The sequence below is a fragment of the Mesorhizobium sp. WSM4808 genome (assembly GCF_055811675.1).
Genome location: NZ_JBVVQX010000011.1, coordinates 146088 through 166862 on the forward strand (window position 1 = coordinate 146088; position 20775 = coordinate 166862).

Annotated in this window: 20 protein-coding genes; 17 read left to right on the forward strand and 3 right to left on the reverse strand. The window is 63.0% G+C overall.

The window, feature by feature from the left end; genetic code table 11:
* The first annotated feature begins 25 nt into the window (after nt 1-25).
* The 6 genes from AC0L2U_RS20765 (at nt 26) to AC0L2U_RS20790 (ending at nt 6786) form a co-directional block, all read left to right on the forward strand.
* Nucleotides 26-1042 (forward strand): sugar ABC transporter substrate-binding protein, encoded by a 1017-nt coding sequence (locus AC0L2U_RS20765; RefSeq protein ID WP_292335671.1) that lies wholly within the window; start codon nt 26-28, stop codon nt 1040-1042.
* A 12-nt stretch (nt 1043-1054) separates the two neighbouring features.
* Nucleotides 1055-3172 (forward strand): ABC transporter permease, encoded by a 2118-nt coding sequence (locus tag AC0L2U_RS20770; protein ID WP_127326922.1) that lies wholly within the window; start codon nt 1055-1057, stop codon nt 3170-3172.
* Entirely contained in the window at nt 3169-4263 is a 1095-nt protein-coding gene (locus AC0L2U_RS20775; protein WP_292335670.1) for an NHL repeat-containing protein, read from the forward strand. The genes AC0L2U_RS20770 and AC0L2U_RS20775 overlap by 4 nt, the downstream gene beginning before the upstream one ends.
* A 3-nt stretch (nt 4264-4266) precedes the next feature.
* A complete protein-coding gene (locus AC0L2U_RS20780) occupies nt 4267-5766 on the forward strand; it encodes a sugar ABC transporter ATP-binding protein (protein ID WP_292335669.1) in 1500 nt (499 codons plus the stop codon).
* Between the two features lie 124 nt (nt 5767-5890).
* The gene (locus AC0L2U_RS20785; protein ID WP_473602592.1) at nt 5891-6355 is read left to right on the forward strand and encodes a LysR family transcriptional regulator; all 465 of its coding nucleotides are present in this window, start codon (nt 5891-5893) and stop codon (nt 6353-6355) included.
* The gene (locus AC0L2U_RS20790; RefSeq protein WP_473602593.1) at nt 6304-6786 is read left to right on the forward strand and encodes a LysR substrate-binding domain-containing protein; all 483 of its coding nucleotides are present in this window, start codon (nt 6304-6306) and stop codon (nt 6784-6786) included. The genes AC0L2U_RS20785 and AC0L2U_RS20790 overlap by 52 nt, the downstream gene beginning before the upstream one ends.
* A 97-nt stretch (nt 6787-6883) precedes the next feature.
* Here the strand turns inward: AC0L2U_RS20790 and AC0L2U_RS20795 are convergent, their stop codons facing one another.
* Complete coding sequence (locus tag AC0L2U_RS20795; RefSeq protein WP_473602595.1) at nt 6884-8380, reverse strand: aldehyde dehydrogenase family protein; 1497 nt, start codon at nt 8378-8380, stop codon at nt 6884-6886.
* 141 nt (nt 8381-8521) lie between these two features.
* Between AC0L2U_RS20795 and AC0L2U_RS20800 the strand changes: the two genes are divergently transcribed.
* The 3 genes from AC0L2U_RS20800 to AC0L2U_RS20810 all read left to right on the forward strand — a co-directional run bounded on the left by AC0L2U_RS20800 (nt 8522) and on the right by AC0L2U_RS20810 (nt 11631).
* Nucleotides 8522-9265 (forward strand): glucose 1-dehydrogenase, encoded by a 744-nt coding sequence (locus AC0L2U_RS20800; RefSeq protein ID WP_127811203.1) that lies wholly within the window; start codon nt 8522-8524, stop codon nt 9263-9265.
* A gap of 25 nt (nt 9266-9290) precedes the next feature.
* Nucleotides 9291-10388, forward strand: a complete 1098-nt coding sequence (locus AC0L2U_RS20805) for an isocitrate/isopropylmalate dehydrogenase family protein (protein WP_473602597.1) — start codon at nt 9291-9293, stop codon at nt 10386-10388.
* A gap of 103 nt (nt 10389-10491) precedes the next feature.
* On the forward strand, nt 10492-11631 hold the full coding sequence (locus AC0L2U_RS20810) for an alpha-hydroxy acid oxidase (RefSeq protein WP_292134021.1): 1140 nt from the start codon (nt 10492-10494) through the stop codon (nt 11629-11631).
* 192 nt (nt 11632-11823) lie between these two features.
* On the opposite strand, the gene AC0L2U_RS20815 is transcribed toward AC0L2U_RS20810, so the two are convergent.
* Nucleotides 11824-12423 (reverse strand): TetR/AcrR family transcriptional regulator, encoded by a 600-nt coding sequence (locus AC0L2U_RS20815; protein WP_473602598.1) that lies wholly within the window; start codon nt 12421-12423, stop codon nt 11824-11826.
* 363 nt (nt 12424-12786) lie between these two features.
* On the opposite strand from AC0L2U_RS20815, the gene AC0L2U_RS20820 reads away from it, so the two are divergent.
* The gene (locus AC0L2U_RS20820; protein ID WP_128362542.1) at nt 12787-13518 is read left to right on the forward strand and encodes an NADPH-dependent F420 reductase; all 732 of its coding nucleotides are present in this window, start codon (nt 12787-12789) and stop codon (nt 13516-13518) included.
* Between the two features lie 249 nt (nt 13519-13767).
* Here the strand turns inward: AC0L2U_RS20820 and AC0L2U_RS20825 are convergent, their stop codons facing one another.
* Nucleotides 13768-14673 (reverse strand): LysR family transcriptional regulator, encoded by a 906-nt coding sequence (locus tag AC0L2U_RS20825; RefSeq protein WP_013533150.1) that lies wholly within the window; start codon nt 14671-14673, stop codon nt 13768-13770.
* Between the two features lie 135 nt (nt 14674-14808).
* Between AC0L2U_RS20825 and pxpA the strand changes: the two genes are divergently transcribed.
* The 7 genes from pxpA (at nt 14809) to AC0L2U_RS20860 (ending at nt 20774) form a co-directional block, all read left to right on the forward strand.
* On the forward strand, nt 14809-15531 hold the full coding sequence (gene pxpA, locus AC0L2U_RS20830) for a 5-oxoprolinase subunit PxpA (RefSeq protein WP_128287401.1): 723 nt from the start codon (nt 14809-14811) through the stop codon (nt 15529-15531).
* 66 nt (nt 15532-15597) lie between these two features.
* Nucleotides 15598-15831 (forward strand): acetyl-CoA carboxylase, encoded by a 234-nt coding sequence (locus tag AC0L2U_RS20835; protein ID WP_013533152.1) that lies wholly within the window; start codon nt 15598-15600, stop codon nt 15829-15831.
* Nucleotides 15831-17195 (forward strand): acetyl-CoA carboxylase biotin carboxylase subunit, encoded by a 1365-nt coding sequence (locus tag AC0L2U_RS20840; RefSeq protein ID WP_127811208.1) that lies wholly within the window; start codon nt 15831-15833, stop codon nt 17193-17195. Before AC0L2U_RS20835 ends, AC0L2U_RS20840 begins: the two co-directional genes overlap by 1 nt.
* Before the next feature lie 9 nt (nt 17196-17204).
* Nucleotides 17205-18080 (forward strand): 5-oxoprolinase subunit B family protein, encoded by an 876-nt coding sequence (locus tag AC0L2U_RS20845; protein ID WP_127811209.1) that lies wholly within the window; start codon nt 17205-17207, stop codon nt 18078-18080.
* Nucleotides 18070-19041 carry a 5-oxoprolinase subunit C family protein gene (locus AC0L2U_RS20850; RefSeq protein ID WP_127319973.1) on the forward strand — a complete coding sequence of 324 codons (972 nt, stop codon included), beginning with the start codon at nt 18070-18072 and terminating at the stop codon, nt 19039-19041. Before AC0L2U_RS20845 ends, AC0L2U_RS20850 begins: the two co-directional genes overlap by 11 nt.
* 249 nt (nt 19042-19290) lie before the next feature.
* Nucleotides 19291-20043 (forward strand): ABC transporter ATP-binding protein, encoded by a 753-nt coding sequence (locus AC0L2U_RS20855; protein WP_027163992.1) that lies wholly within the window; start codon nt 19291-19293, stop codon nt 20041-20043.
* A complete protein-coding gene (locus AC0L2U_RS20860; protein WP_027036290.1) occupies nt 20040-20774 on the forward strand; it encodes an ABC transporter ATP-binding protein in 735 nt (244 codons plus the stop codon). Before AC0L2U_RS20855 ends, AC0L2U_RS20860 begins: the two co-directional genes overlap by 4 nt.
* The last annotated feature ends 1 nt before the right edge of the window (nt 20775 follow it).

Consider the following 20775-nt stretch of genomic DNA (forward strand, 5'->3'; position numbering starts at 1 on the left):
GAGACTTAAATCTGGGAGGAGAGACATGAAGTTGTTCAAGAACTGCCTGTTCGCGGGCATGACAGCGCTCGCGCTGCTGGGCGCGGCGAAAATCACCACGGCGCAGGAAACCGATCAGGTCGGCCGCTCCACGTATCTCGAGGCGCTCAAGGGCAAGAAGGTCATCTTCGTGCCGATCTCACAGGGCATGGACCTCAACCAGGCATGGGTGGTGGTGTGGCAGCGTCACGCGGCACGCTACGGCTTCAGCCTTGAAGTGCGCGATCCCTCCGGCGACACCAATGCCGGCATCCGCGCCATGCAGGGCGCCATCGCCGAGAAGCCGGACCTGATCATCGTGCAGAACCCCGATGTCCAAACCTACGCACGCCTGTTGAAACAGGCGCAGGCGGCCGGCATCAAGGTGCTGCAAGTCAACATGCAGTCGGCCACCCAGACCGACAGTTATGTCGGCAACGACTGGATCGAAATGGGCCGTCTCGAAATGGGCGAACTGGCCAAACACTGCACCGGCCCCAATGCCGTCTCGCACAAGGTGGTCTGGCTCGCCGGTGTCCAGACGGGCGCCGCCAACATCTACATGCGCACCGGCATCGACGAGGTGCTGAAGGCCAATCCCGAGCTGCAGCTCGTCTCCGACCAGCCGGCCGATTACATGAGCGAAAAGGCCCGCCAGATCACCGAGACGGTCCTCCAGCAGCATCCGGACCTGTGCGGCATCATGGGCATCTGGGACAATGCCGAGGTCGGCGCAGGCGCCGCCGTCGCGGCCGCCGGCAAACAGGACCAGGTGACGATCGTTACCAATGGCGCCGGCAGCGCCACGGGCTGCGAGAGCATCAAGAACGGGCTGCTCGACGTGATCTTCAACTTTAATGCCCCGATCCAGGCCGAGATCGCCGCACAGCAGATTTCCGAGCTGCTGCAGCAGTCCGGCCGGCAAGCGGGCAGCGAGAAGACCATCTTCTTCGGTCCGATCACCCGCGTCGACAAGGCCAATGCGACCGGCAGGAATTGCTGGAAGCTGGACGAGCTCAAGTAACGGACTTCCTTGATGAGCATGGCCGAAAGCCTTGTGCGCTGGCGCTACCGCCTGCTCCCCGACCACGTGGTCGGGGAGATCCTGACCAAGAAGTGGATCGACAGCGTCATCCCCTTTACGGCGCTGGTCATTTTGTGCGCGATCTTCGGCTCGATCGTGCCGGGCTTCTTCGATCTGGCGACGCTGACCAATCTCAGCGGCCAGACAGCCGAGCTTGGGCTGGTCGTCCTCGGCATGACCATCGTCATGGTATCGGGCGGCATCGATCTGTCTGTCGGGTCGACCTTCGCGCTCGCCGTGCTGGTCACGCTCTATGGCATGAATGTCGAGCAGTGGAGCTTTGGTACCGGCCTGTTGGCGTGCCTGGGCCTCGGCGTCGTCTGCGGCGCCATCAACGGCTTCCTGGTTGGCTTCCTGCGCATGCGGGCCTTTCTCACCACGCTGGTGACGCTCATCATCTACCGCTCGACCTTCGACATCGTCTTCCCGCAGGTCTCGACGCGGATCGTCACCAGCGGTTCGGATTCGCCGGCCTATGATTTCCTTGGTTTCGGCACGATCTGGGGCGTGCCGACATCCTTTGTGGTCTTCGTCGTCATCGCGCTGATCATCCATCTCGTGCTGTCGCGCGCCCGCTATGGCTGGCGGCTGTTCGCGGTCGGCGGCGCGCGGCGCTCTGCCTACAATGCCGGCATCAATGTGCGCTTCATCTTGTTCAGCGCCTATGTCTTGTGCTCGGTGCTGGTGGCGCTCTCCGGCTTCTTCTTCTCGGCCCGCATCGGCAGTGCTGCTTCCGACATCGGCACCGGGCTCGAACTGCAGGTGTTGACCGCGACCGTGCTCGGCGGCATCTCGCTCGGCGGCGGGCGCGGCTCGGTCGCCAAGGCGCTGATGGGCACCGTTTTCGTGCTTGTCCTGTCGAACAGCCTGCTTGCGCTGGCCGTGCCCGGCCCGGTCAATTTCCTGATCCTCGGCATCGTGCTGCTCTTGTCGGTGCTTCTCGACGTACGCTGGGTGAAGAACCGCCACAAGATCCTGCGCAGCGTCTACATCTCGCCGACCTTCGCCAAGATGCCGCAGGCGATCTCGACCGCGCCCGGCGCGCCGATGGCGGTGAACGACCGGTTGAAGGACGTCGGCGTCATCGGCCTCGGCTTTCTCGACGGCGCGGAAGATGTGATCTTCGACCGGCAGGACCGTCTCTACACCGGCAGCCGCCAAGGCGATATCCTGCGCTTCCAGCCGCCGCACTACACCGACAGCGAAGTGTTCGCACATATTGGCGGCTCGCCGCTCGGCATGGCTTTCGACCGCGACGACAATCTCGTCATCTGCGTCGCCGGCATGGGCCTCTACCAGGTCTCGCCGGCCGGGGATGTAAAACTGCTGACCGCCGAGACCAACCGCTCACTGACCTCGGTGGTCGACGACTCCACCATGAAGCTCGCCGATGACTGCGACATCCTGCCGGACGGCCGCATCGTCTTCTCGGAAGCGACAGTGCGCTTCGAGATGCACGACTGGTATGCCGACGCGCTGGAAAGCCGCGGCAACGGACGCATCATCGTCCATGATCCCAAATCCGGTTCGACACGCACACTGCTGTCAAACCTCGTCTTCCCCAATGGCATCTGCACGGCCTTCGACGGCCAGTCGGTGCTGTTCGCCGAAAGCTGGGCCTGCCGCATCAGCCGCTACTATTTCGATGGCCCGAAGAAGGGCCAGGTCGAGCGCGTCATCGAGGGCTTGCCCGGCTATCCCGACAACATCAACCGCGCCTCCGACGGCACCTACTGGCTGGCCCTGATGGGCATGCGCACGCCGGCATTGGATCTCTCGCTTGAAATGCCGGGCTTCCGCCGCCGCATGGCGCGGCGCGTATCGGAAGATGCGTGGCTGATGCCCAATCTCAACACCGGCTGCGTGCTGCGCTTCGACGAGAACGGCCAGATCCTCGAAAGCCTGTGGGACCAGGCAGGCGAAAAGCATCCGATGATCACCTCGATGCGCGAGCACAAGGGCATCCTTTATCTCTGCGGCATCTTCAACAACCGCATGGGCACTTTGCCCCTGAAAGGCGTCGATCCCGACTGGTTCAGCTCGGATTCCTACTGGGGCAAAAAGTCATGAGCGGTTTGAACCAGCTTCTTGACCGCTTTCTCGGCCGTGGCGAGTGGGCCGTGACCGTGCCGACGCTCGACGGGCCGTTGCTGCCCAACCAAGGACTGGAGGAAGCCGGCCAATTCGCCGGCCTCGCCGAGGCCGACAATCTCGTGCGCATCGAAAAGGGCCTCCTGGCAAGCAGCGCGAACCGGCTGATGCGCTTTAGCGCCGACGGCCATGCCGAAACCTTGCAGGAATTTCCGGGCGAGATCACTGCACTCGCCCATGCCCGCGGCATGACCGCGATGGCCATCGACGGCAAGGGCGTCGTCATCCGCGGCGGCCTGCATGACGGGCGCGAGGCGACGGGCGAGGAGGCTCGCCGCCTCTCCTGCATCACCGCTCTCACCTTCCTCGACAGCAACACCTTGCTGATGGCCAACGGCTCGGCCTCAGTGCCGGCGAGCGGTTGGCGTCGCGACCTGATGCAGAAGAGCGTATCCGGTTCGGTCTGGCGGCTCGATCTGAAAAACGGCCGGCTGGGGTTGATCAGGGATGGCTTGGCCTGGCCGGCCGGCATCGCCACCACCGGCTCCAACCGCATCTACGTCTCGGAGGCCTGGCGCCACCGCGTGCTGGCGATCGACCTTGCCACCAAGGCGACGCTGCCCGTGCTGGAGCATCTGCCGGCCTACCCCGCCCGCATCGCACCGGCCTTCAACGCCGGCTACTGGCTGACCTTCTATTCCGTGCGCAACCAGTTGGTGGAGTTCATCCTGCGCGAGGACACCTACCGCATCCGCATGCTGGCGGAAGTCCCCGAGGCCTACTGGATGGCGCCGTCGCTCGGCTCATGGCGCGACTATCGCGAGCCCATGCAAGGCAGCCAGTTGAAGCAGATGAACGTGCTGAAGCCATACGCGGTGACAAGGTCCTACGGGCTGGTGGTCCTTTGCGACCAGAACATGAAGCCGCTGTCGAGTTTCCATTCGCGCGCCGACGGCAAGGTGCACGGGACGCTGAGCGCCTGCGAGCTGGGCGATGACCTTCTGGTCGCCTCGCGCGGCGGATCGCGGATCGTGCGCGTGGCGAGCGCCGCCAGTGGCAAGCGAGGCTAAGCGATGTCGGACGCCAACATCATTGAACTCAGGGACGCCGCCAAGGCGTTCGCGCGCATTCCGGCCTTCAAGAATGTCAATTTCGACCTGCGCAAGGGCGAAATCCATGCGCTGCTCGGGGAAAACGGCGCCGGCAAGTCGACGCTGACCAAGGTCATGGCCGGTGTCTTCAAGCTGACCGAGGGCAAGATGACCTTCGACGGCAAGGATGTGTCCTTCGCCACGCCCGCCGAAGCGCTGCGCGCCGGCATCGCCATGGTGTTCCAGGAAACCAACCTGGTGCCGGCCATGACGGTGGCGCAGAATCTCTATCTCGGCGAAGAGAAGATGTTCAACCGGTTGCGCGGCCTCTACATTCAGGCGCGGCAGTTCCTCGCCGGCATGGGCTTCCAGGTCGACCCGTCCGCGCAGGTCAGCACGCTGGGCGCGGCGCACAAGCAGATGGTGGAGATCGCGCGCGCCGTCCACCACAAGGCCCGCGTCATCATCTTCGACGAGCCGACCGCGACGCTGACGCCCGAAGAGAAAAGCCACTTCTTCAAACTTTTGCAGCGGCTGGTGAAGGAGGGCATCGCCGTCATCTTCATCACCCATGCGCTGGAAGAGGCGCTTGCTGTCGCTAACCGCATCACGGTCATGCGCGATGGCGAGATCGTCGCGTCCGGCGAAGCCAAGGGCTTCACCCGCGCTTCGATCGTGCAGGCCATGGTCGGCCGCACGCTCACCGAAACGCTGCATGGCGACGTCAAGCGCACGGCGCGGCCTTATGGCGACAAGCTGCTTTCGGTCGAGAACCTGTCCTGCGCCGGCCTGGTGCGCAACTCTTCCTTCTCGGTGTTTTCGGGCCAGGTCACCGGCATGTTCGGCCTTGTCGGCGCCGGCCGGACCGAAATGGCCAAGGTCGTCGCCGGACTGTTGAAGCGTAACATCTTCCACGGCGGCGAGATCCGCCTGCTCGGCAAGTCGGTGCGCTATCGGGTGCCCAGGCCTGCGGTGCGCGACGGCATCGTCTATGTCACCGAGGATCGCAAGGTCGACGGCTTCTTCGAAACCATGACTGCGGGCGAGAACCTTCAAGTGGGTGAACTGACCGAGGGCGCCAATCCCGTCTCCATGGTGTCGCTGGCGCGGGCCAGGCAACTGGCCCGCGAATGGGGCGAACGCCTGAGCCTGCGGCAGACCAGCGACCGAGCCCGGATGATCGAGCTCTCCGGCGGTAACCAGCAAAAGGTCGTGATCGCCAAATCGCTGATCCAGAAGCCTAGGCTGGTGATCTTCGACGAGCCGACACGCGGTGTCGACGTCGGCGCCATCGTCGAGATCCACCAGCTCATCAGCGATCTCGCCGAGCAAGGCATGGCCGTCGTTGTCATCTCGTCCTATCTGCCTGAAATTCTCGCCGTTTCGGATCGCATTCTGGTGGTCAAGCGCGGCCGCGTGGTCGAGGAGATGATGCTGTCGGAGGCCACCGAGGAGCGCGTCATGTTCGCCGCGGTTCATTGAGCGGCCCGACAAGAGAGACACTTTTGCCGGTCAAGCCAGGACCAATGTCTGGCCGGTCCTATTGCCTTGCAATCGGTTCCGCGTCTGAATAGGTCAGGGGTCAGATCACCCTGCCCGAGCGGATATGCCCAGCATTAACCTCAAACTTCTGCAGACGTTCCTGCTTGCCGCCGAAAACGGCAGCTTCCGTCGTGCTGCCGAGGAGAGCAATCGTTCGCCATCGGCGGTCTCGATGCAGATTCGCGACCTTGAGGAGCAGATCGGCATCTCGCTGTTTATCCGCACCGCACAGCGTGCAAGCCTGACGCCGGAAGGCCAGATCCTGTTCGAGGAGATCGCCAATGTGATGTCACAGGTGCAGACCAGCCTCGACCGGCTGACGGAGGTCGCCGCTCGGCGCAAGGGCAAGGTGCAGATCGCCTGCGCCCCGACGCTCGCGGCAAGCCGGCTGGGCGATATCCTGGCGACATTCAAGTTGCGCTATCCCGCAGCATCGTCGAGGTCATCGAGAGCCCGCCGCAGGCCGCGCTTGGCCTTTTGCAACAGCAGGAGGTCGAGTTCTACATCGGCCCCGAACTGCCAAACCTGACGGACTTCCAGTTCGAGTCTATCCTCGACGATCCGCTGATGGCCTGCATTCCCACGGAAATATACGGCGGCGAAAAGAAGCTGCTGCTCTCCGACCTGCTGCGCTATCCGCTCATCCTGCTCAACCGCAAAACAGCTGTGCGCGGCCTTGTCGATCGGCTGACGGCGGCGGAAGGCATCGAGCTCAAGCCGCAATACGAGGTCGAAAGCGCACAGACGGCGGTGGCGCTGGTGTGTTCGGGACTTGGCGTCTGCGTGGTGCCCGGCATCGCCATTTCGCGCAATGACGAGCGCATGCGAGTGGTGCCGATCGACCATCGCGACGCCCACCGCTCCGTCGGCATCATCACCGCGCGGGGCTATGTGCACCACTCCTTCTCCGAACAGCTGATGAACCTCATCCGCACCAATTTGCGCGAACTGGCAAACTGAGCATCGCGCCTTCGGACAGGCACCTTGCACGAGCGCCGAGAATAGTGCGGGAACGCCGTCATTCGCAGCCCGGCCTCACCTGAATATCAGCGCACCCTCAGTCGGTCTGGATCCAGACCGATTTGGTCTCCAGATATTCATGCAGATGTTCGATGCCGCCCTCGCGGCCGTAGCCGGACATCTTCATGCCGCCGAACGGCACCGCAGGGTCGATGGCGTGGTACATGTTGACCCACACCGAGCCGGCCTTGATGCGGCGGGCGAGCTTGTGCGCGGTGCCCAGATGGGTGGTGAAAATGCCGGCTGCCAAGCCATAGGGCGTCGCATTGGCCCGCGCCACGGCTTCGTCGAGCGTGTCGAACGGCATCGCCGAAATCACCGGACCGAAGATTTCTTCACGCGCGATGGTCATCTTGTCCGACACCGCGCCGAAGACGGTCGGCGCGATGAAATTGCCGCCATCGTAGGGCTCGCCCGTCAGTCGAGATCCGCCCGCTATCAGTTCCGCCCCTTCGTCGCGGCCGGCCTTGATATAGCCCGCCACCTTGCCGGCCTGCCTGGCATTGATGAGCGGGCCGATTTCGGTTTCCGCCTCGATGCCATGGCCGATGCGAAGCCTGCCGGCAAACTCGGCGACCCGGCGCACGAATTCGTCATGGATTTCGCGCGCCACGAACAGCCGCGATCCGGCGATGCAGATCTGGCCCGAATGCACGAACACCGCCATCGCGGCGACAGGAACCGCCTTGTCGATGTCGGCATCGCGGCAGACGATGATCGGCGATTTGCCGCCGAGTTCCAGGGAAACGCGCTTGAGGTTGGTCACGCTCGCCCGCGCGATGGCCTGGCCGGTCAGCGTCGAGCCGGTGAAGACGATCTTGTTGACGTCGGGATGTTCAGCGAGCCGCGCACCGGCCTCCGTCCCGGTGCCGGTGACGACGTTGACGACGCCGTCGGGAACGCCGGCCTCCTGCATCAGCCTGGCGATCAGCAGCGGCGTCAACGAGGCATCCTCCGAGGGCTTCAGCACGATGGTGCAGCCGGTGGCGAGCGCCGGTGCGATCTTCCAGATCGACGCGGCGGTCGGAGCGTTCCAGGGGATGATCGCGCCGACAACGCCCACCGGTTCGCGCCTTGTGAAGCTGACGATCTCGCCGGGGATCGAATTGTCTATGGATTCGCCATGCAGCGCGGTCGCCATGCCCGCATAGAAGCGCAGCATGCCGATGACGCGCCGCCGGTTGGCGAGCGTGCGCGTGATCGGCAGTCCCATGTCGAGAGTGTCGGAAACGCTGAGCTCTTCCCAATGGGTCTCGAAGAGATCGGCGATGCGCAGAAGCACGCACTGCCGCTCATAGGGCGAGAATTTTGACCACGGCCCTTCGAAGGCCGTGCGCGCAGCGGCCACCGCCGCATCGATGTCGGCGGCCGAGCCACGCGGGACGGTGGCCAGCACTTCGCCAGTCGCCGGGTTGAGCGCCTGCATCTCCTGGCCGGATTGTGCCGGAACCCACTTGCCGCCGACGAACATCGGCCGGAATTCGCCGTGGTAGAGCGCCGTGGCCTTCGCCCGCGGGTCGAAATTCAGCGTCATCCCTTCCTCCTCACAATTCCGTGGCGACTATGCCTCCCACGCCGGTCGACCTCAAACAAGGAAAGCTAAAAGGGCGTTCAGATAATCGGACTGTGCAATGTACGCGACTTCCCCGATGGTGCCGGCAACGGAGGAACAGATATGAGACTTGCTGGCAAGGTCGCTGTCGTCACTGGCGGCGGTTCGGGATTTGGCGAAGGCATCGTCAGGAAATTCGTCACCGAAGGTGCGCGGGTCGTGTTGATGGACCGTGATGAGGCCGCCGCGGCCCGCGTTGCTGCCGAAGTCGGCAAAAATGTGCGGCCAATCACTGGCGACGTCTCGACACTCGCAAGCTTCGAAGCGGCGGCAGACCTGGCCCGCTCGGCCTTTGGCGGTCTCGACATACTGGTCAACAATGCCGGCGTGGCCCAGCCGCCCCTGGCGCTCGAGACGATGGATGAAGAGATGTTCGACCGGATCGCCAACGTCAACATGCGATCCATCTACAATGGCGCCCGTGCGATCGTTGCGCATTTCAAATCCATCAAATCGGGCGCCATCCTCAACGTCGCCTCCACCGGCGGCGTCTCGCCGCGCCCGAATTTGACTTGGTACAATGCTTCCAAAGGCTGGGCGATTGCCGCCACCCGGGCCATGGCCGTGGAACTCGCCCCCTTCGGCATCCGCGTCAACGCCATCAACCCGGTTGCCGGCGACACGCCGCTTCTGTCCACCTTCATCGGCTCCGGCGAGGAAAACCGCGCCCGCGTCGTCGCCACCATTCCGATCGGCAGGCTGTCTACGCCGGCGGACATGGGCAACGCCGCGGCATTCCTGTGCTCCGACGAAGCCAGCATGATCACCGGCGTCGACCTCAATGTCGACGGCGGCAAGTGCATCTGAGCGTTAGACCATTTGGGAGTTGGCGATGAAGCCTGTCTACGAAATCGCCGTGGTGCATGGCGACGGCATCGGCCCGGAAGTCTGCGCCGCAGCGGTTCAAGTGGTGAAAGCAGCGCTTGGTCCCGGCAACCCCTTGCACTTCAGCGAATACCCGGCCGGAGCCGAGCATTTCCTGAAGACCGGCCAGAGCTTTCCCGAGCCGACCTTCCAGGCCTGCCGCGCGGCGGACGCCATCCTGCATGGTGCGGGCGGCTTGCCGGGCGTCGTCCATCCCGATGGAACCGAAGCAGGCCTGGATTTCACGCTGAGACTGCGCTTCGAACTCGATCTCTATGCCAACGTCCGCCCCATCAGGCTCTTCGAGGGCGTGCCTAGCCCGTTGAGCGGAGTGAAGGCCGGCGATATCGACTACATCATCTTGCGCGAGAACAGCGAAGGGCTTTACGCCGCGCGGGGATCGGGCGCCCTGTTGCGCGGCGAAGTGGCGGTCGACACGCTGGTGCAGACCCGCTCCGGCATCGTGCGCATCGTGCGCAAGGCCTTCGAACTGGCGCGCCAGTCGGGCGGCGCGCCTCTTGACGGCGTGCGCCGGGTCACCTGCTGCGACAAGGCCAACGTGCTGCGCAGCTATGCCTTCTTCCGCTCCGTCTTCGACGAAGTGGCGAAGGACTATCCCGATATCGCGACCGAGCACGCGCTGGTCGACGCCATGGCGATGCATCTCGTGCTGAAACCGGGCCATTTCAACGTCATCGTCAGCGAGAACATGTTCGGCGACATCCTGTCCGACCTCGCCGCCGCGACGGTGGGCGGGATGGGCATGGCGCCTTCAGCCGAGATCGGCGCGGCCAACGGCTTCTTCCAGGCCGCGCACGGCTCGGCGCCCGACATTGCTGGCCAAGGTATCGCCAATCCGTATGGGACGATCCTGTCGGCAGCCTCGATGCTCGACTGGCTCGGCCACAAGCATGGCGACGAGAGGCTCAACCAGGCCGCGGCGCGCATCCGTCGCGTGACCGAGGACTGCCTGGCCAACGGGCTTCTGAGCGCCGACCTGAAAGGCAGGGCGTCGACCAGCGAGATAACCCGCTCGATCTGCGACCGGCTCGCGGCAGCGGCGTGACTGATGATCAAGGTGAAGATAGATCTTGTTGGACCTCGCAAGGTCGGCCAGACGCTCATGCGCCGGATATTCATTGCCGACCGGCACGAGGGCGAGGCTTGAGATGGGCGCTCTCGATCGCCAGGTTTCGGTCGAGGATTTTCGCAGGCTTGCCCGTCGTCGCCTGCCGAAATCCATCTTCGAATTCATCGATGGCGGGGCGGGGCAGGAACTCACCCTTAACGCCAACCGAAGCGATTTCGAAAAGATCAGACTTTTGCCGCGCGTGCTTACCGATGTTTCGCATCCGAACGTTTCCACGACGCTCTGGTCCGAGACCTTGCCGACACCGCTCGTAATCAGCCCGATGGGTTCCTGCGCGCTGGTCAGGCCCGGAGCCGACATTGCCATCGCGAGGGCGGCAACCGCTCGCGGCATCCCCTACACACTCTCCACCATGGCCACGGCCAGCATCGAAGGCATGGCGCGAGCCGTACAGGGGCCGCTGTGGTTCCAGCTTTATGTGCTCAAGGATTTCGACTTCAATCGCCAACTGGTCAGGCGAGCGGAAGAATTTGGCTATTCGACGCTGGTGGTGACCGTTGATCTGCAAGCCGGGGGCAAGCGCGAAAAGGATCTTAGGAACGGCATATCCATCCCACTGCGGCCTTCGGCCCGGCATCTCTGGGAAGGCATGCTTCATCCTGGCTGGTCGCTGCGCCTGCTGAGCGGCGGTCTGCCCCAGTTCGAGAACGTCCGCGGCTATCTCGGTGACAACAGCGCCAGCCTGACGATCGCCGCGCGTGTTGGCGGCAGCCTCCATGCAGGTTTCGACTGGGACGATTTCCGCCAGATCCGCGACTGGTGGAAAGGCCGGCTGCTGGTCAAGGGCGTCCTGCACCCGGGCGACGCGTCGCGACTGGTCGCGGCTGGTGCCGATGGCATCTGGGTGTCCAACCATGGAGGCCGTCAGCTCGACGGTGCTGTATCGAGCATCGATGCCCTGCCCGCCATCCGTCAGGCACTTGGCGCCCAAGTCCCGATCCTCATCGATTCCGGTATCCGCACGGGCACGGACATCATCAAGGCCAAGGCACGCGGCGCCACCGTCGCGGCGATCGGCCGGGCCGCCCTGTTCGGCGCCGTGGCTGGCGAGGCCGGTGTGGCCAAGGCACTCGATATCATCCTGGACGAAGTGGTGACTTGCCTCAGGCTCTGCGGAATCCCCCGTTTTCAGGAAGCGGGATCAGAAATCATAGCATAGCGCCAAGACGTGTGCTCACGCTTGGTCGCAAAGTTTCAGCCACCAATTGCCGCCCTCGCACGCCGCTCTTCCCAGGCCCAAAAGCCGCCGTCCATCCAGACGACGGCAGCCATTCAGAAAGCGTTTGTTTGATGCACACGCGCTGGCGACAGCGTTATGAAATTCGAAAGGCTGCGCAGTCGGATAGGCGGACTAAACTCCGCCGCCCGGTGCTGTTTTCGGTTCCATCCATCCGTTCTTCAGGACATCGCGAAGCACGTTCCGAGTGTCTTCGCCCGCTGCCGTTGCGCCGCTCGCCCAAGCGATCGCCAGTGCTCCGAAAAAGATGTCGCGCCCGGTCATCGTCCGTCGTGCAAGCCCTTCGTCCTGTGCAGCCTTCAGGATTCGCTCCGTCGTCGCGATGACAGCATGGCAGGTCGGCGTCAGCGGGGATTCTACTCGGCAAGCGGCCCGTAACGGTTCAGGCAAGCCCTCATAAGCCAGCATCCAGTCGCCGAGAGCTTCAACCCAGAGTTCGAGTGCGCGGCCTGCATCGCTCTCCCCGGCTTCGATTTCAACGCGACGATGGTCGAGGCTTTCATAGTGAAGAATTAGCAGCGCAGCCAGGAGGGCGTCTTTGTTTGGAAAATGGCGGTAGAGCGTCCCTGCCCCCACGCCCGCCAGCTTCGCGATAGCATCCATCGAGACGTCAACACTGTCGTTGCCGAACGCTTGTCGCGCCACCTCGAGAATGTGCGCCCGATTGTGTTGCGCGTCCCTGCGGAGGGCTGACGTGATCGACGATTGAGACATGACTGACCTTTGAACCCTTGAAGATCGGAGACACTCTCCGTATCTAAAGTCGAAGCGGAGATAGTCTCCATATATCCCGTGGTCGACTGTTCTAACAGGTCGGCATGAGCCGGCGAAACGAGGACGATGATCAGGCAGATGATACCGGCATGCATCTGGGCAACGGTACGGCAACCTGCCTGGGGCCTGGCGCGCGGTCAGTAGATGCCGCGAGCAAGCTATACGAAGTTCGAGGCGGGCTGTTCCATCGGGGGTTATGGCGGCACCACCCTGCGCGACCATCTGGATGTCCCGCTCAACACGGGATCGATCCGCGCATCATGCGCTGAGCTCACAATCACAATTACCTGGAAGGAAATCGACATGAACATCGGCATTATCGGCGCGGGAAATATCGGCACCACCCTCGCACGAAAGCTGACAGCGGCCGGACACGCGGTGAAGCTGGCGGGCTCGAAGGGGCCTGATGACATCCGCGAGAAGGCGATGAAGGTTGGTGCGCTCCCGGTTGCCGCGCACGAAGCAGCCAGGGATGTCGAGGCGATCGTTCTATCGATCCCGTTTGCGAAGATTCCCGATGTCGCCAACATCTTTGCCGATGTACCAGCCGACGTGGTCGTGATCGACACCTCCAATTATTATCCTATGCGCGACGGGAACATCGCGGAGGTTGACGATGGCAAGCCGGAAAGCGTCTGGTCCAGCGAACAACTCGGCCGGCCGGTGGTCAAGACGTTCAATGCGGTCCTCGCCCAAACGCTCGCCGAAGGTGGCGGAACGGCCGAACGGATCGCGATCCCCGTCGCAGGCGATGATGCGCATGCCAAAGCGATCGCACGCGAACTGGTGAACGAGACCGGTTTCGACGCACTTGATGCCGGCGATCTCGCGAGTTCCTGGCGCCAGCAACCGGGCACGCCAGCCTACTGCACGGAACTGACGTTGCCTGATCTTCAGCATGCGCTGTCCACGGCGGAAAAGGCGCGCGCACCCGGAGCTCGCGACGCACTGATCAAGGGCTTCATGGAGGCGACGACCCCCCTCCGCCACGAGCAGATCGTAGCCCGCAACCGTGAAGTCACCGCCCTCCGATGAGAGACTTTTCCGATTCCGGCCCGAGGTGGTGACCAAGAAGACTCTCCAAGAGTTCCTTCTGTTTGTCGGGAACAACCTGCCAGCGACGATGACGAGGCCGGCGTGAACCGGCTCTTTAGAGTTTTGTGAAGCCCTTGGCGTTATTTGCGACAAAGGTGAAATCCCCCTTGATGATGCGAGGCATCAACTCCCACGCTCCGCTGCTCAACCAGCGAGCCTGAGCCATAGCGCCTGCCTGACGGCAGGCGGTTAGCCGCCGCCGCCCATGGTCACGGACATGAAGGCCCGGAAGGCCGCCGCGGCCGGTTCGATTGATCTGTCCCGCGACCAGGCCAGGCCGACATCCATGGTAGGAATGGGCTCGACAAGCCCGCGCACTTCGATGCGCTGCCCCTCCAAGGACCAGGGGCGGTAAACCATGTCGGACAGGACAGTGACCCCCATGCCGGCAGCCACGAGCGACCGCACGGCCTCGACCGAACTGGTGGTAAGGACGGCGCGAAGCGAAAGCCCCGCGGCATCCCAGTAACGGGCGGCCGTCGTACGTGCCTCGTCAACCGTCAGCATGACATAATCTTCCGCCGCCACATCGGCGAGGCTGATTTCCTGCCGCGCGAGCAGATGATGATCAGCCGAAAGCCAGAGCCGGCGGTTCGACCGCATCAAGACCTCCTGCGCCAACTCCTTGGTGTGCTCCAGGTTGGACACCAGCATCACGGCCATGTCGATGTCCCCGCACATCAACCCGCTTTCGAGAGCGTCTCGGGGCAGTTCCAGCACCTCGACCTCGATCTCGGGATAGGTCTTTCGAAACCGCGCGTAGTGGCGCGACATGTAGTAGCCGACGACCGTGTAGGTCATGCCAAGCCGCAGCTTGCCCGCCAGGCCTTTCCTATCGCGCAACGGGCTTCGGACGGCGGCAGCGACGGCCCCGGTGATAACACGCGCATGTTCAAGAAACCGCGCGCCCTCCATAGTCAGTCTTACGCCAGCGTGGTTACGCTCCAAAAGCCGTACGCCCAGGTCAGCCTCAAGCGTCTTTATCGCCGCAGTGACGGCCGATTGCGAGATGTTGAGTTCCACCGCAGCATGACTGACCTGTCCGCTCTCGGCGGTCGCGATAAAATAATCAAGCTGTTTCAAGGTGATGGTCATGGTGCGCTCCGGCCCAGAACCATTATCTGTTTTTTTGATATGACAATCAATAAACTACTATTTCACAAACGCCCTCGCATGCGCAAAAAATGCTGCAACGCCGCAAAGACGGCAGCTTCGAGGGGTAACAATGCGATGGCGGTGACGCTAAACTGCGACATGGGCGAAAGCTTTGGCCTCTACAAGGTTGGCGATGATATGGGCATGATGCCCATCATCGACGTTGCCAATGTCGCCTGTGGTTTTCATGCCTCCGATCCGGATCACATGCACGCCGCCGTCCGCAGCGCCAAGGCGAGTGGCGTAAAGATCGGCGCCCATCCAGGCTTGCCCGACATTCAGGGTTTCGGCCGGCGCGAGATGCGGATGACCCGCGAAGAAGTCAGGAACACCATCATTTACCAGGTGGGAGCGCTTGCCGGCTTCCTCAGGGCCGAGGGTGTGGAACTCCACCACATCAAGCCGCATGGCAGCCTCTACTTCATGGCCATGCAGCAGGAGGCAATCGCCCATGGCGTGTGCGACGCGGCAGAGATTTTCGGCGTACCCCTCTTCGGCATGACGGGCACCCTGCATGAGAAGATCTATCAAGAGCGCGGTATCCCATTCGTCGCCGAGTTCTATGCCGATCTCGACTACGATGCCTCCGGCAAGCTGATCTTGACGCGCGTTCATGACGCCAAGGACCCCGCAGAGATGGCCGAGCGGTGCGTGCGCGCCATCAGGGAGGGCGAGGGCACGGCAGAGGACGGCGGTTTCTTCCCCGTACGCTGCGAAACCATCTGCGTGCATTCCGATACGCCGAACGCCATCGAAATAGCCAGGGCCGTGCGCACCGCAATCGCTCCCTGGCACTGAACTCGACCGAACCCGCCCGCGCAGGCGGTTCCAAATTAGTCTGTCTGCAGTTTTCCGGAGCTTTTTATGGCCCAGATTCTTTCGCCTCTTCCCGGCACTTTCTATCGCAGCGCTTCGCCAGACCAGCCGCCCTACAAGGCGGATGGCGACGCGGTTTCCGCCGGAGACGTAATCGGCCTCATCGAAGTGATGAAGTCGTTCCACGAAGTGAGGGCCGAGACGGCCGGTACGAACATCCGCTTCATTGCCGACAATGAAGACCCGATCATGGCCGGCGCACCTATCGCGGATCTCGACTGATGCTGAAAAAGCTTCTGGTTGCCAACCGGGGCGAGATAGCGGTCAGGATCATCCGGGCCGCGCAAGATTTGGGGATCGCCACCGTGGCGGTGTATTCGGCCGCAGACGCCGAGTCGCTCCACGTCCAGCTTGCGGACGAATCGGTCAACATCGGCCCACCAGCAGCAAAGAAGTCCTATCTCAATGTCGAAGCAATTCTGAAGGCTGCCCGCGACACCGGTTGCGACAGCGTTCATCCTGGCTATGGTTTCCTTGCCGAGAATGCCGCGTTTTCCGACGCGGTCACAGGCGCTGGATTGGTCTTCGTCGGCCCGTCGGGAGATGCGATCCGGATGATGGGAGACAAGGTCTCGGCGCGATCGGCCGCCGCCGCTGCAGGTGTCCCTGTGGTGCCTGGCTCGGCTGGCCGGGTCGAGGGCCTCAAGGCTGGCCACGAGGTGCTGACCGCAACCGGTTTTCCGGTGATGATCAAGGCGGCGGCAGGCGGCGGCGGGCGGGGCATCCGCATCGCCAACTCGCTCGCCGAGTTCGAACAAGCCTTTCCTCAGGCCGAAGCAGAAGCCCTCGCCGCCTTTGGCGACGGTGGCCTCTACATGGAAAAAGTGATCGGCAAGGCCCGCCATATCGAGGTGCAGGTGCTGGCAGACGGAAGCGATGCCATTCACTGCTATGAGCGGGAGTGCTCGCTGCAGCGGCGACGCCAGAAGGTTTGGGAGGAGGCGCCGTCGCGCGCACTTTCAGACAGGCTGCGCGAGGATCTCTGCGCTTCGGCGGTCGCTTTGGCCAAGGCGGTCAAATACTCTGGTGCCGGCACGGTAGAGTATCTTTATGACGATGAAGCAGATCGCTTTTACTTCATCGAGATGAACACCCGTATCCAGGTCGAGCACCCGGTCACCGAAGCGATCACCGGCATCGACCTCGTTGCGGAGATGCTTCGCATCGCCGGCGGCGAGAAGCTGCGGATTCGGCAAGGCGATGTCTCCGTCAAGGGGCATGCGATCGAAGTCCGACTCAATGCCGAAGACCCGGCGAAGGAGTTCGCTCCATTCCCTGGGCAGGTGGCCGAGCTTCGCATTCCCGGCGGTCCGGGCGTACGCTTCGATTCGATGCTCTACCAAGGCTATCAGGTGCCGCCCTTTTATGATTCGCTGCTTGCCAAGCTGATCGTGCATGCAGAAACGCGCGAGGCGGCGATAGTGCGCCTGATCCGCGCGCTCAACGAGTTGAAGATCGGCGGGCTCAAGACCACCAAGCCGCTGTTTCTTGCGCTGGCCGCCGATCCGGCGGTACGGGCGGGAGACGTGCATACCCGCTGGCTGGAAGGCTGGCTCATCGAAAACGCCGCAACATTGGCGGGTTAAGGAGGACCGATGTCGATACGATTCAACTTTGGCGGTGACGAACATATCTTCGGCGAGGTGTCCGAAGAAATGTCGCTCACCTCCTTCTTTACCGGCCTTTCGATGACGAACGCGGTGCGTACGGCAGGCATCCGAGGTGTCACCGAGATCTGCCCAGCCAACGCCAGCTTCCAGATTCGCTTCAACCCCGACATCGTCAAGCCGCAGGATTTGCTCAGCGAACTGAAGTCGATGGAAGAGGCGGCCTCGAAGGCGGACCCGGTGCTGAAGACCCGGATCATCGAACTGCCGGTTTATTTCCAGGATCCATGGACGCGTGAAACCTGCCTGCGCTTCCGCGAGCGCCATCAGGACCCCTCCTCCACCGATCTTGAATATTCGGCACGCATCAACGGCTACGCCACGGTGGAAGAGTTTATCACGGCATATTCCGGCCAGCCCTGGTTCGTGTCCATGGTCGGCTTCGTCGCCGGACTCCCCTTCCTGTACCAGATGGTTGAGCGCAAGAAACAGATTCAGGCGCCGAAATACTTGCGTCCACGCACCGACACTCCCAAGCTCACCATTGGCCATGGCGGCTGCTTTGCAGCGATCTATTCGGTGCGCGGCGCTGGCGGCTACCAGATGTATGGCATAACCCCGGCTCCGATCTACGACCCGACCAGGAAGGTGCGCTACCTCTCAGATGATATGTGCCTGTTCGAGCCAGGCGACATCGTCAAGTTCAAGGCCATTGGCCGCGATGACTACGACGCCACGCTGGAGGAAATCGAAGCCAATCGGTGGCAGCCGACGGTTCGCGAGTGCACCTTCAGCCTGAAGGACTTCAACGGCGATATTTACGGCACCAATGCAAAGCTGATGGAGCTTATCAATGGCCGTTAAGGTAATCTCTCCCGGCCTCTCCACTTCCGTGCAGGATCTTGGCCGACCGGGCCACTACCATGTCGGCATTCCAGAAGGTGGCGGCATGGACCGCTTTGCCACACGCATCGCAAACCTGCTTGTCGGCAACGATCCGGGTGCCGCGGTGCTCGAAGCCACCTTCATGGGCCCCGAACTCGAATTCACCCAATCCGCGGTCGTCGCCGTCACGGGAGGAGAACTCCCCCCCAAACTCAATGGCGAGGAACGGCCGACCTGGGAAAGTTTTCCGGTGAAGGCCGGTGACCGGCTTTCCTTCGGCTTCCTCAAGGGCGGCGCGCGCGCTTATCTGGCCGTCTCCGGCGGTATCGACGTACCCGTGGTTCTCGGTTCGCGCTCGACTTACATTCTGGGCGCACTCGGCGGCCATCAGGGCCGCACGCTGAAGGCGGGTGATGAGCTTCCCCTCGGCGAGGGTTCCGGCAAAGCCGGTCTTTCACTGCCTGCAAATCTGCGCCGCGCGGGCAATAGTCCGGCGGAACTCAGAATGCTTCCCGGCATGTACTGGCATCGGATCACTGAAGCTGCCGGCACTCGGTTCTTTGAGGAAACCTGGAAGGTCGCACCCGAAGCCGACCGCATCGGCTATCGCTTCCGGGGTGGGACGCCGCTGGAATTCGTCGAGCGCGAGCAGCCTTTCGGTGCGGGCTCCGACCCCTCGAACATCGTCGATGCCTGCTATCCCTACGGATCCGTCCAGGTGCCGAGTGGCACGGAGCCGATCGTTCTTCACCGGGACGCGGTTTCGGGTGGCGGGTACATGATGCTGGGCGTGGTGATATCGGCCGACATGGACCTTATCGCCCAGCTCCAGCCGCACACCCCGGCGCGCTTCGTTCCGGTGACGCTGGAAGACGCGCTTGCCGCGCGAACCGAACAGCGCGCCGCGCTGGCGCGTGCTGAAGGGCATCTGGCCGGCTGACGTCAGCCGGGAAAATGCCGGCGGAGGAGCCGGTGGCGAGGAGATCGGCCGGCCAAAACCGACCGTGCGTGGCGGAAGACAAAATCCGGTGCGCGAAACGACAAGACGACGCCGGGCAACGGCGTGAATTTGGCACCCGAGCAGTCCGCTAGAGACCGCCGGAACCGACAGGGGAAGACATTTGCAACGTGACTGGCCGCAAGGCCGGATGCTTCGCGCCTTTCCGTCGGTAGAAAGAAGGAAAGGGTCATGAGTCATCTGAGCGCGGAGAATGTCTCGGTATCGTTTGCGGGGCTGAAGGCCCTGTCATCGGTAGACCTCCAAATTACGCCCGGCCGCATCAGTGGCCTCATCGGCCCGAATGGCGCTGGCAAGACCACGCTCGTCAACGTGCTGACCGGCTTCCAGGCACCGACGGAAGGCACCATCAAGCTCGACGGGGCAGCACTCACAGGTCTCAAGCCGCATCAGGTCCGGCGGCGCGGCATTGCCCGCACCTTCCAGGGTGGGCGGCTCTTCCGCGACCTGCCTGTGCTGGACAATTTGGAGGTAACCGGCGTTGGTCTGGGAATGAGCCGGCGCGCTGCCATCGCCGAAGCGGAAGCGATGCTCGACTGGATAGGCATCGGTGCGCTGGGCACCCGCATCGCCGGAACGTTGCCATATACGGACGAGCGCCGCGTCGCCATTGGCCGCGCCCTGATGGGACGGCCCGCGTACATCCTGCTCGACGAGCCCGCGGCTGGCATGAGCGCGCTGGAGGCGCGGGAGCTTTCGGCCCTGATAAGACATATCGCCAGCGATCTCGGCTGTGGTGTCCTGCTCATCGAGCACAATGTCGGGCTGGTGCTCGGCCTTTGCCAGCATATCGTCGTGCTCGATTCCGGAGCGATCATCGAGGAAGGCCCGCCTGCCGCGATCCGCGACAGCGAGAAGGTGCGCCACGCCTATATGGGCACGGCCGCGAACACCGACCTGCCTGTGCTGGAGGCGATGGAATGAGCCTGCTCGCCCTTTCCGATATCACTATCCGCTACAGCCGTCTCACGGCGGTCCGAAATGTCTCCTTCTCCATGGACGAGGGAGAAATCCTGTTCATCACCGGCCCGAACGGAGCCGGGAAGTCTTCGCTGCTGCGCGCGATCGCCGGTGTTACGCCAGTGGCGGGCGGCCGGATCGACCTTGCAGGTCATGAGATCACCGGCCAGGCGCCGGAGAACATCGCCCGGCTCGGATTCTCCATGGTGCCGGAGGGGCGCGATGTCTTCGGCTCGCTGACGACCGAAGAGAACCTTCTGGTCGGAACCGGCATGCACGCCCGCGAACGCGGCTGGCGCAGCCGAGCGGCCGACGAACTCGAAGCCGTCTACGCAACCTTCCCGATGCTGAAAGAGAGGCGGCATGGGCAGGCGGGATTGCTGTCCGGCGGGCAGCAGCAAATGCTGGTCATCGGACGCGCGTTGATGACCAATCCGCGGCTTGTAGCCATCGACGAGCCTTCGCTGGGCCTCGCCCCCAACATCAACGACCAGGTCTATGAGCGGCTGATCGCGCTGCGTGCGCAGCGCCAGCTCACGCTCCTGATCGTTGAGCAGAGCTCGGCCCGGGCGATGATGGTGGGCGGGCGGATGATCCTGATGCGTGGCGGACAGATCGTGCTCGATGGCGACGCGCGGACGCTCGGCAACGGCGAGGCGATCCAGGCTGCCTATTTCGGTTACGAGGACCACTGAG

Bases quoted from the DNA above. Each gene is read 5' to 3' on its own strand.
- AC0L2U_RS20765 (WP_292335671.1), top strand. From the start codon at position 26: ATGAAGTTGTTCAAGAACTGCCTGTTCGCGGGCATGACAGCGCTCGCG.
- AC0L2U_RS20770 (WP_127326922.1), top strand. From the start codon at position 1,055: ATGAGCATGGCCGAAAGCCTTGTGCGCTGGCGCTACCGCCTGCTCCCC.
- AC0L2U_RS20775 (WP_292335670.1), top strand. From the start codon at position 3,169: ATGAGCGGTTTGAACCAGCTTCTTGACCGCTTTCTCGGCCGTGGCGAG.
- AC0L2U_RS20780 (WP_292335669.1), top strand. From the start codon at position 4,267: ATGTCGGACGCCAACATCATTGAACTCAGGGACGCCGCCAAGGCGTTC.
- AC0L2U_RS20785 (WP_473602592.1), top strand. From the start codon at position 5,891: ATGCCCAGCATTAACCTCAAACTTCTGCAGACGTTCCTGCTTGCCGCC.
- AC0L2U_RS20795 (WP_473602595.1), bottom strand. From the start codon at position 8,380: ATGACGCTGAATTTCGACCCGCGGGCGAAGGCCACGGCGCTCTACCAC.
- AC0L2U_RS20800 (WP_127811203.1), top strand. From the start codon at position 8,522: ATGAGACTTGCTGGCAAGGTCGCTGTCGTCACTGGCGGCGGTTCGGGA.
- AC0L2U_RS20805 (WP_473602597.1), top strand. From the start codon at position 9,291: ATGAAGCCTGTCTACGAAATCGCCGTGGTGCATGGCGACGGCATCGGC.
- AC0L2U_RS20810 (WP_292134021.1), top strand. From the start codon at position 10,492: ATGGGCGCTCTCGATCGCCAGGTTTCGGTCGAGGATTTTCGCAGGCTT.
- AC0L2U_RS20815 (WP_473602598.1), bottom strand. From the start codon at position 12,423: ATGTCTCAATCGTCGATCACGTCAGCCCTCCGCAGGGACGCGCAACAC.
- AC0L2U_RS20820 (WP_128362542.1), top strand. From the start codon at position 12,787: ATGAACATCGGCATTATCGGCGCGGGAAATATCGGCACCACCCTCGCA.
- AC0L2U_RS20825 (WP_013533150.1), bottom strand. From the start codon at position 14,673: ATGACCATCACCTTGAAACAGCTTGATTATTTTATCGCGACCGCCGAG.
- pxpA (WP_128287401.1), top strand. From the start codon at position 14,809: ATGGCGGTGACGCTAAACTGCGACATGGGCGAAAGCTTTGGCCTCTAC.
- AC0L2U_RS20835 (WP_013533152.1), top strand. From the start codon at position 15,598: ATGGCCCAGATTCTTTCGCCTCTTCCCGGCACTTTCTATCGCAGCGCT.
- AC0L2U_RS20840 (WP_127811208.1), top strand. From the start codon at position 15,831: ATGCTGAAAAAGCTTCTGGTTGCCAACCGGGGCGAGATAGCGGTCAGG.
- AC0L2U_RS20845 (WP_127811209.1), top strand. From the start codon at position 17,205: ATGTCGATACGATTCAACTTTGGCGGTGACGAACATATCTTCGGCGAG.
- AC0L2U_RS20850 (WP_127319973.1), top strand. From the start codon at position 18,070: ATGGCCGTTAAGGTAATCTCTCCCGGCCTCTCCACTTCCGTGCAGGAT.
- AC0L2U_RS20855 (WP_027163992.1), top strand. From the start codon at position 19,291: ATGAGTCATCTGAGCGCGGAGAATGTCTCGGTATCGTTTGCGGGGCTG.
- AC0L2U_RS20860 (WP_027036290.1), top strand. From the start codon at position 20,040: ATGAGCCTGCTCGCCCTTTCCGATATCACTATCCGCTACAGCCGTCTC.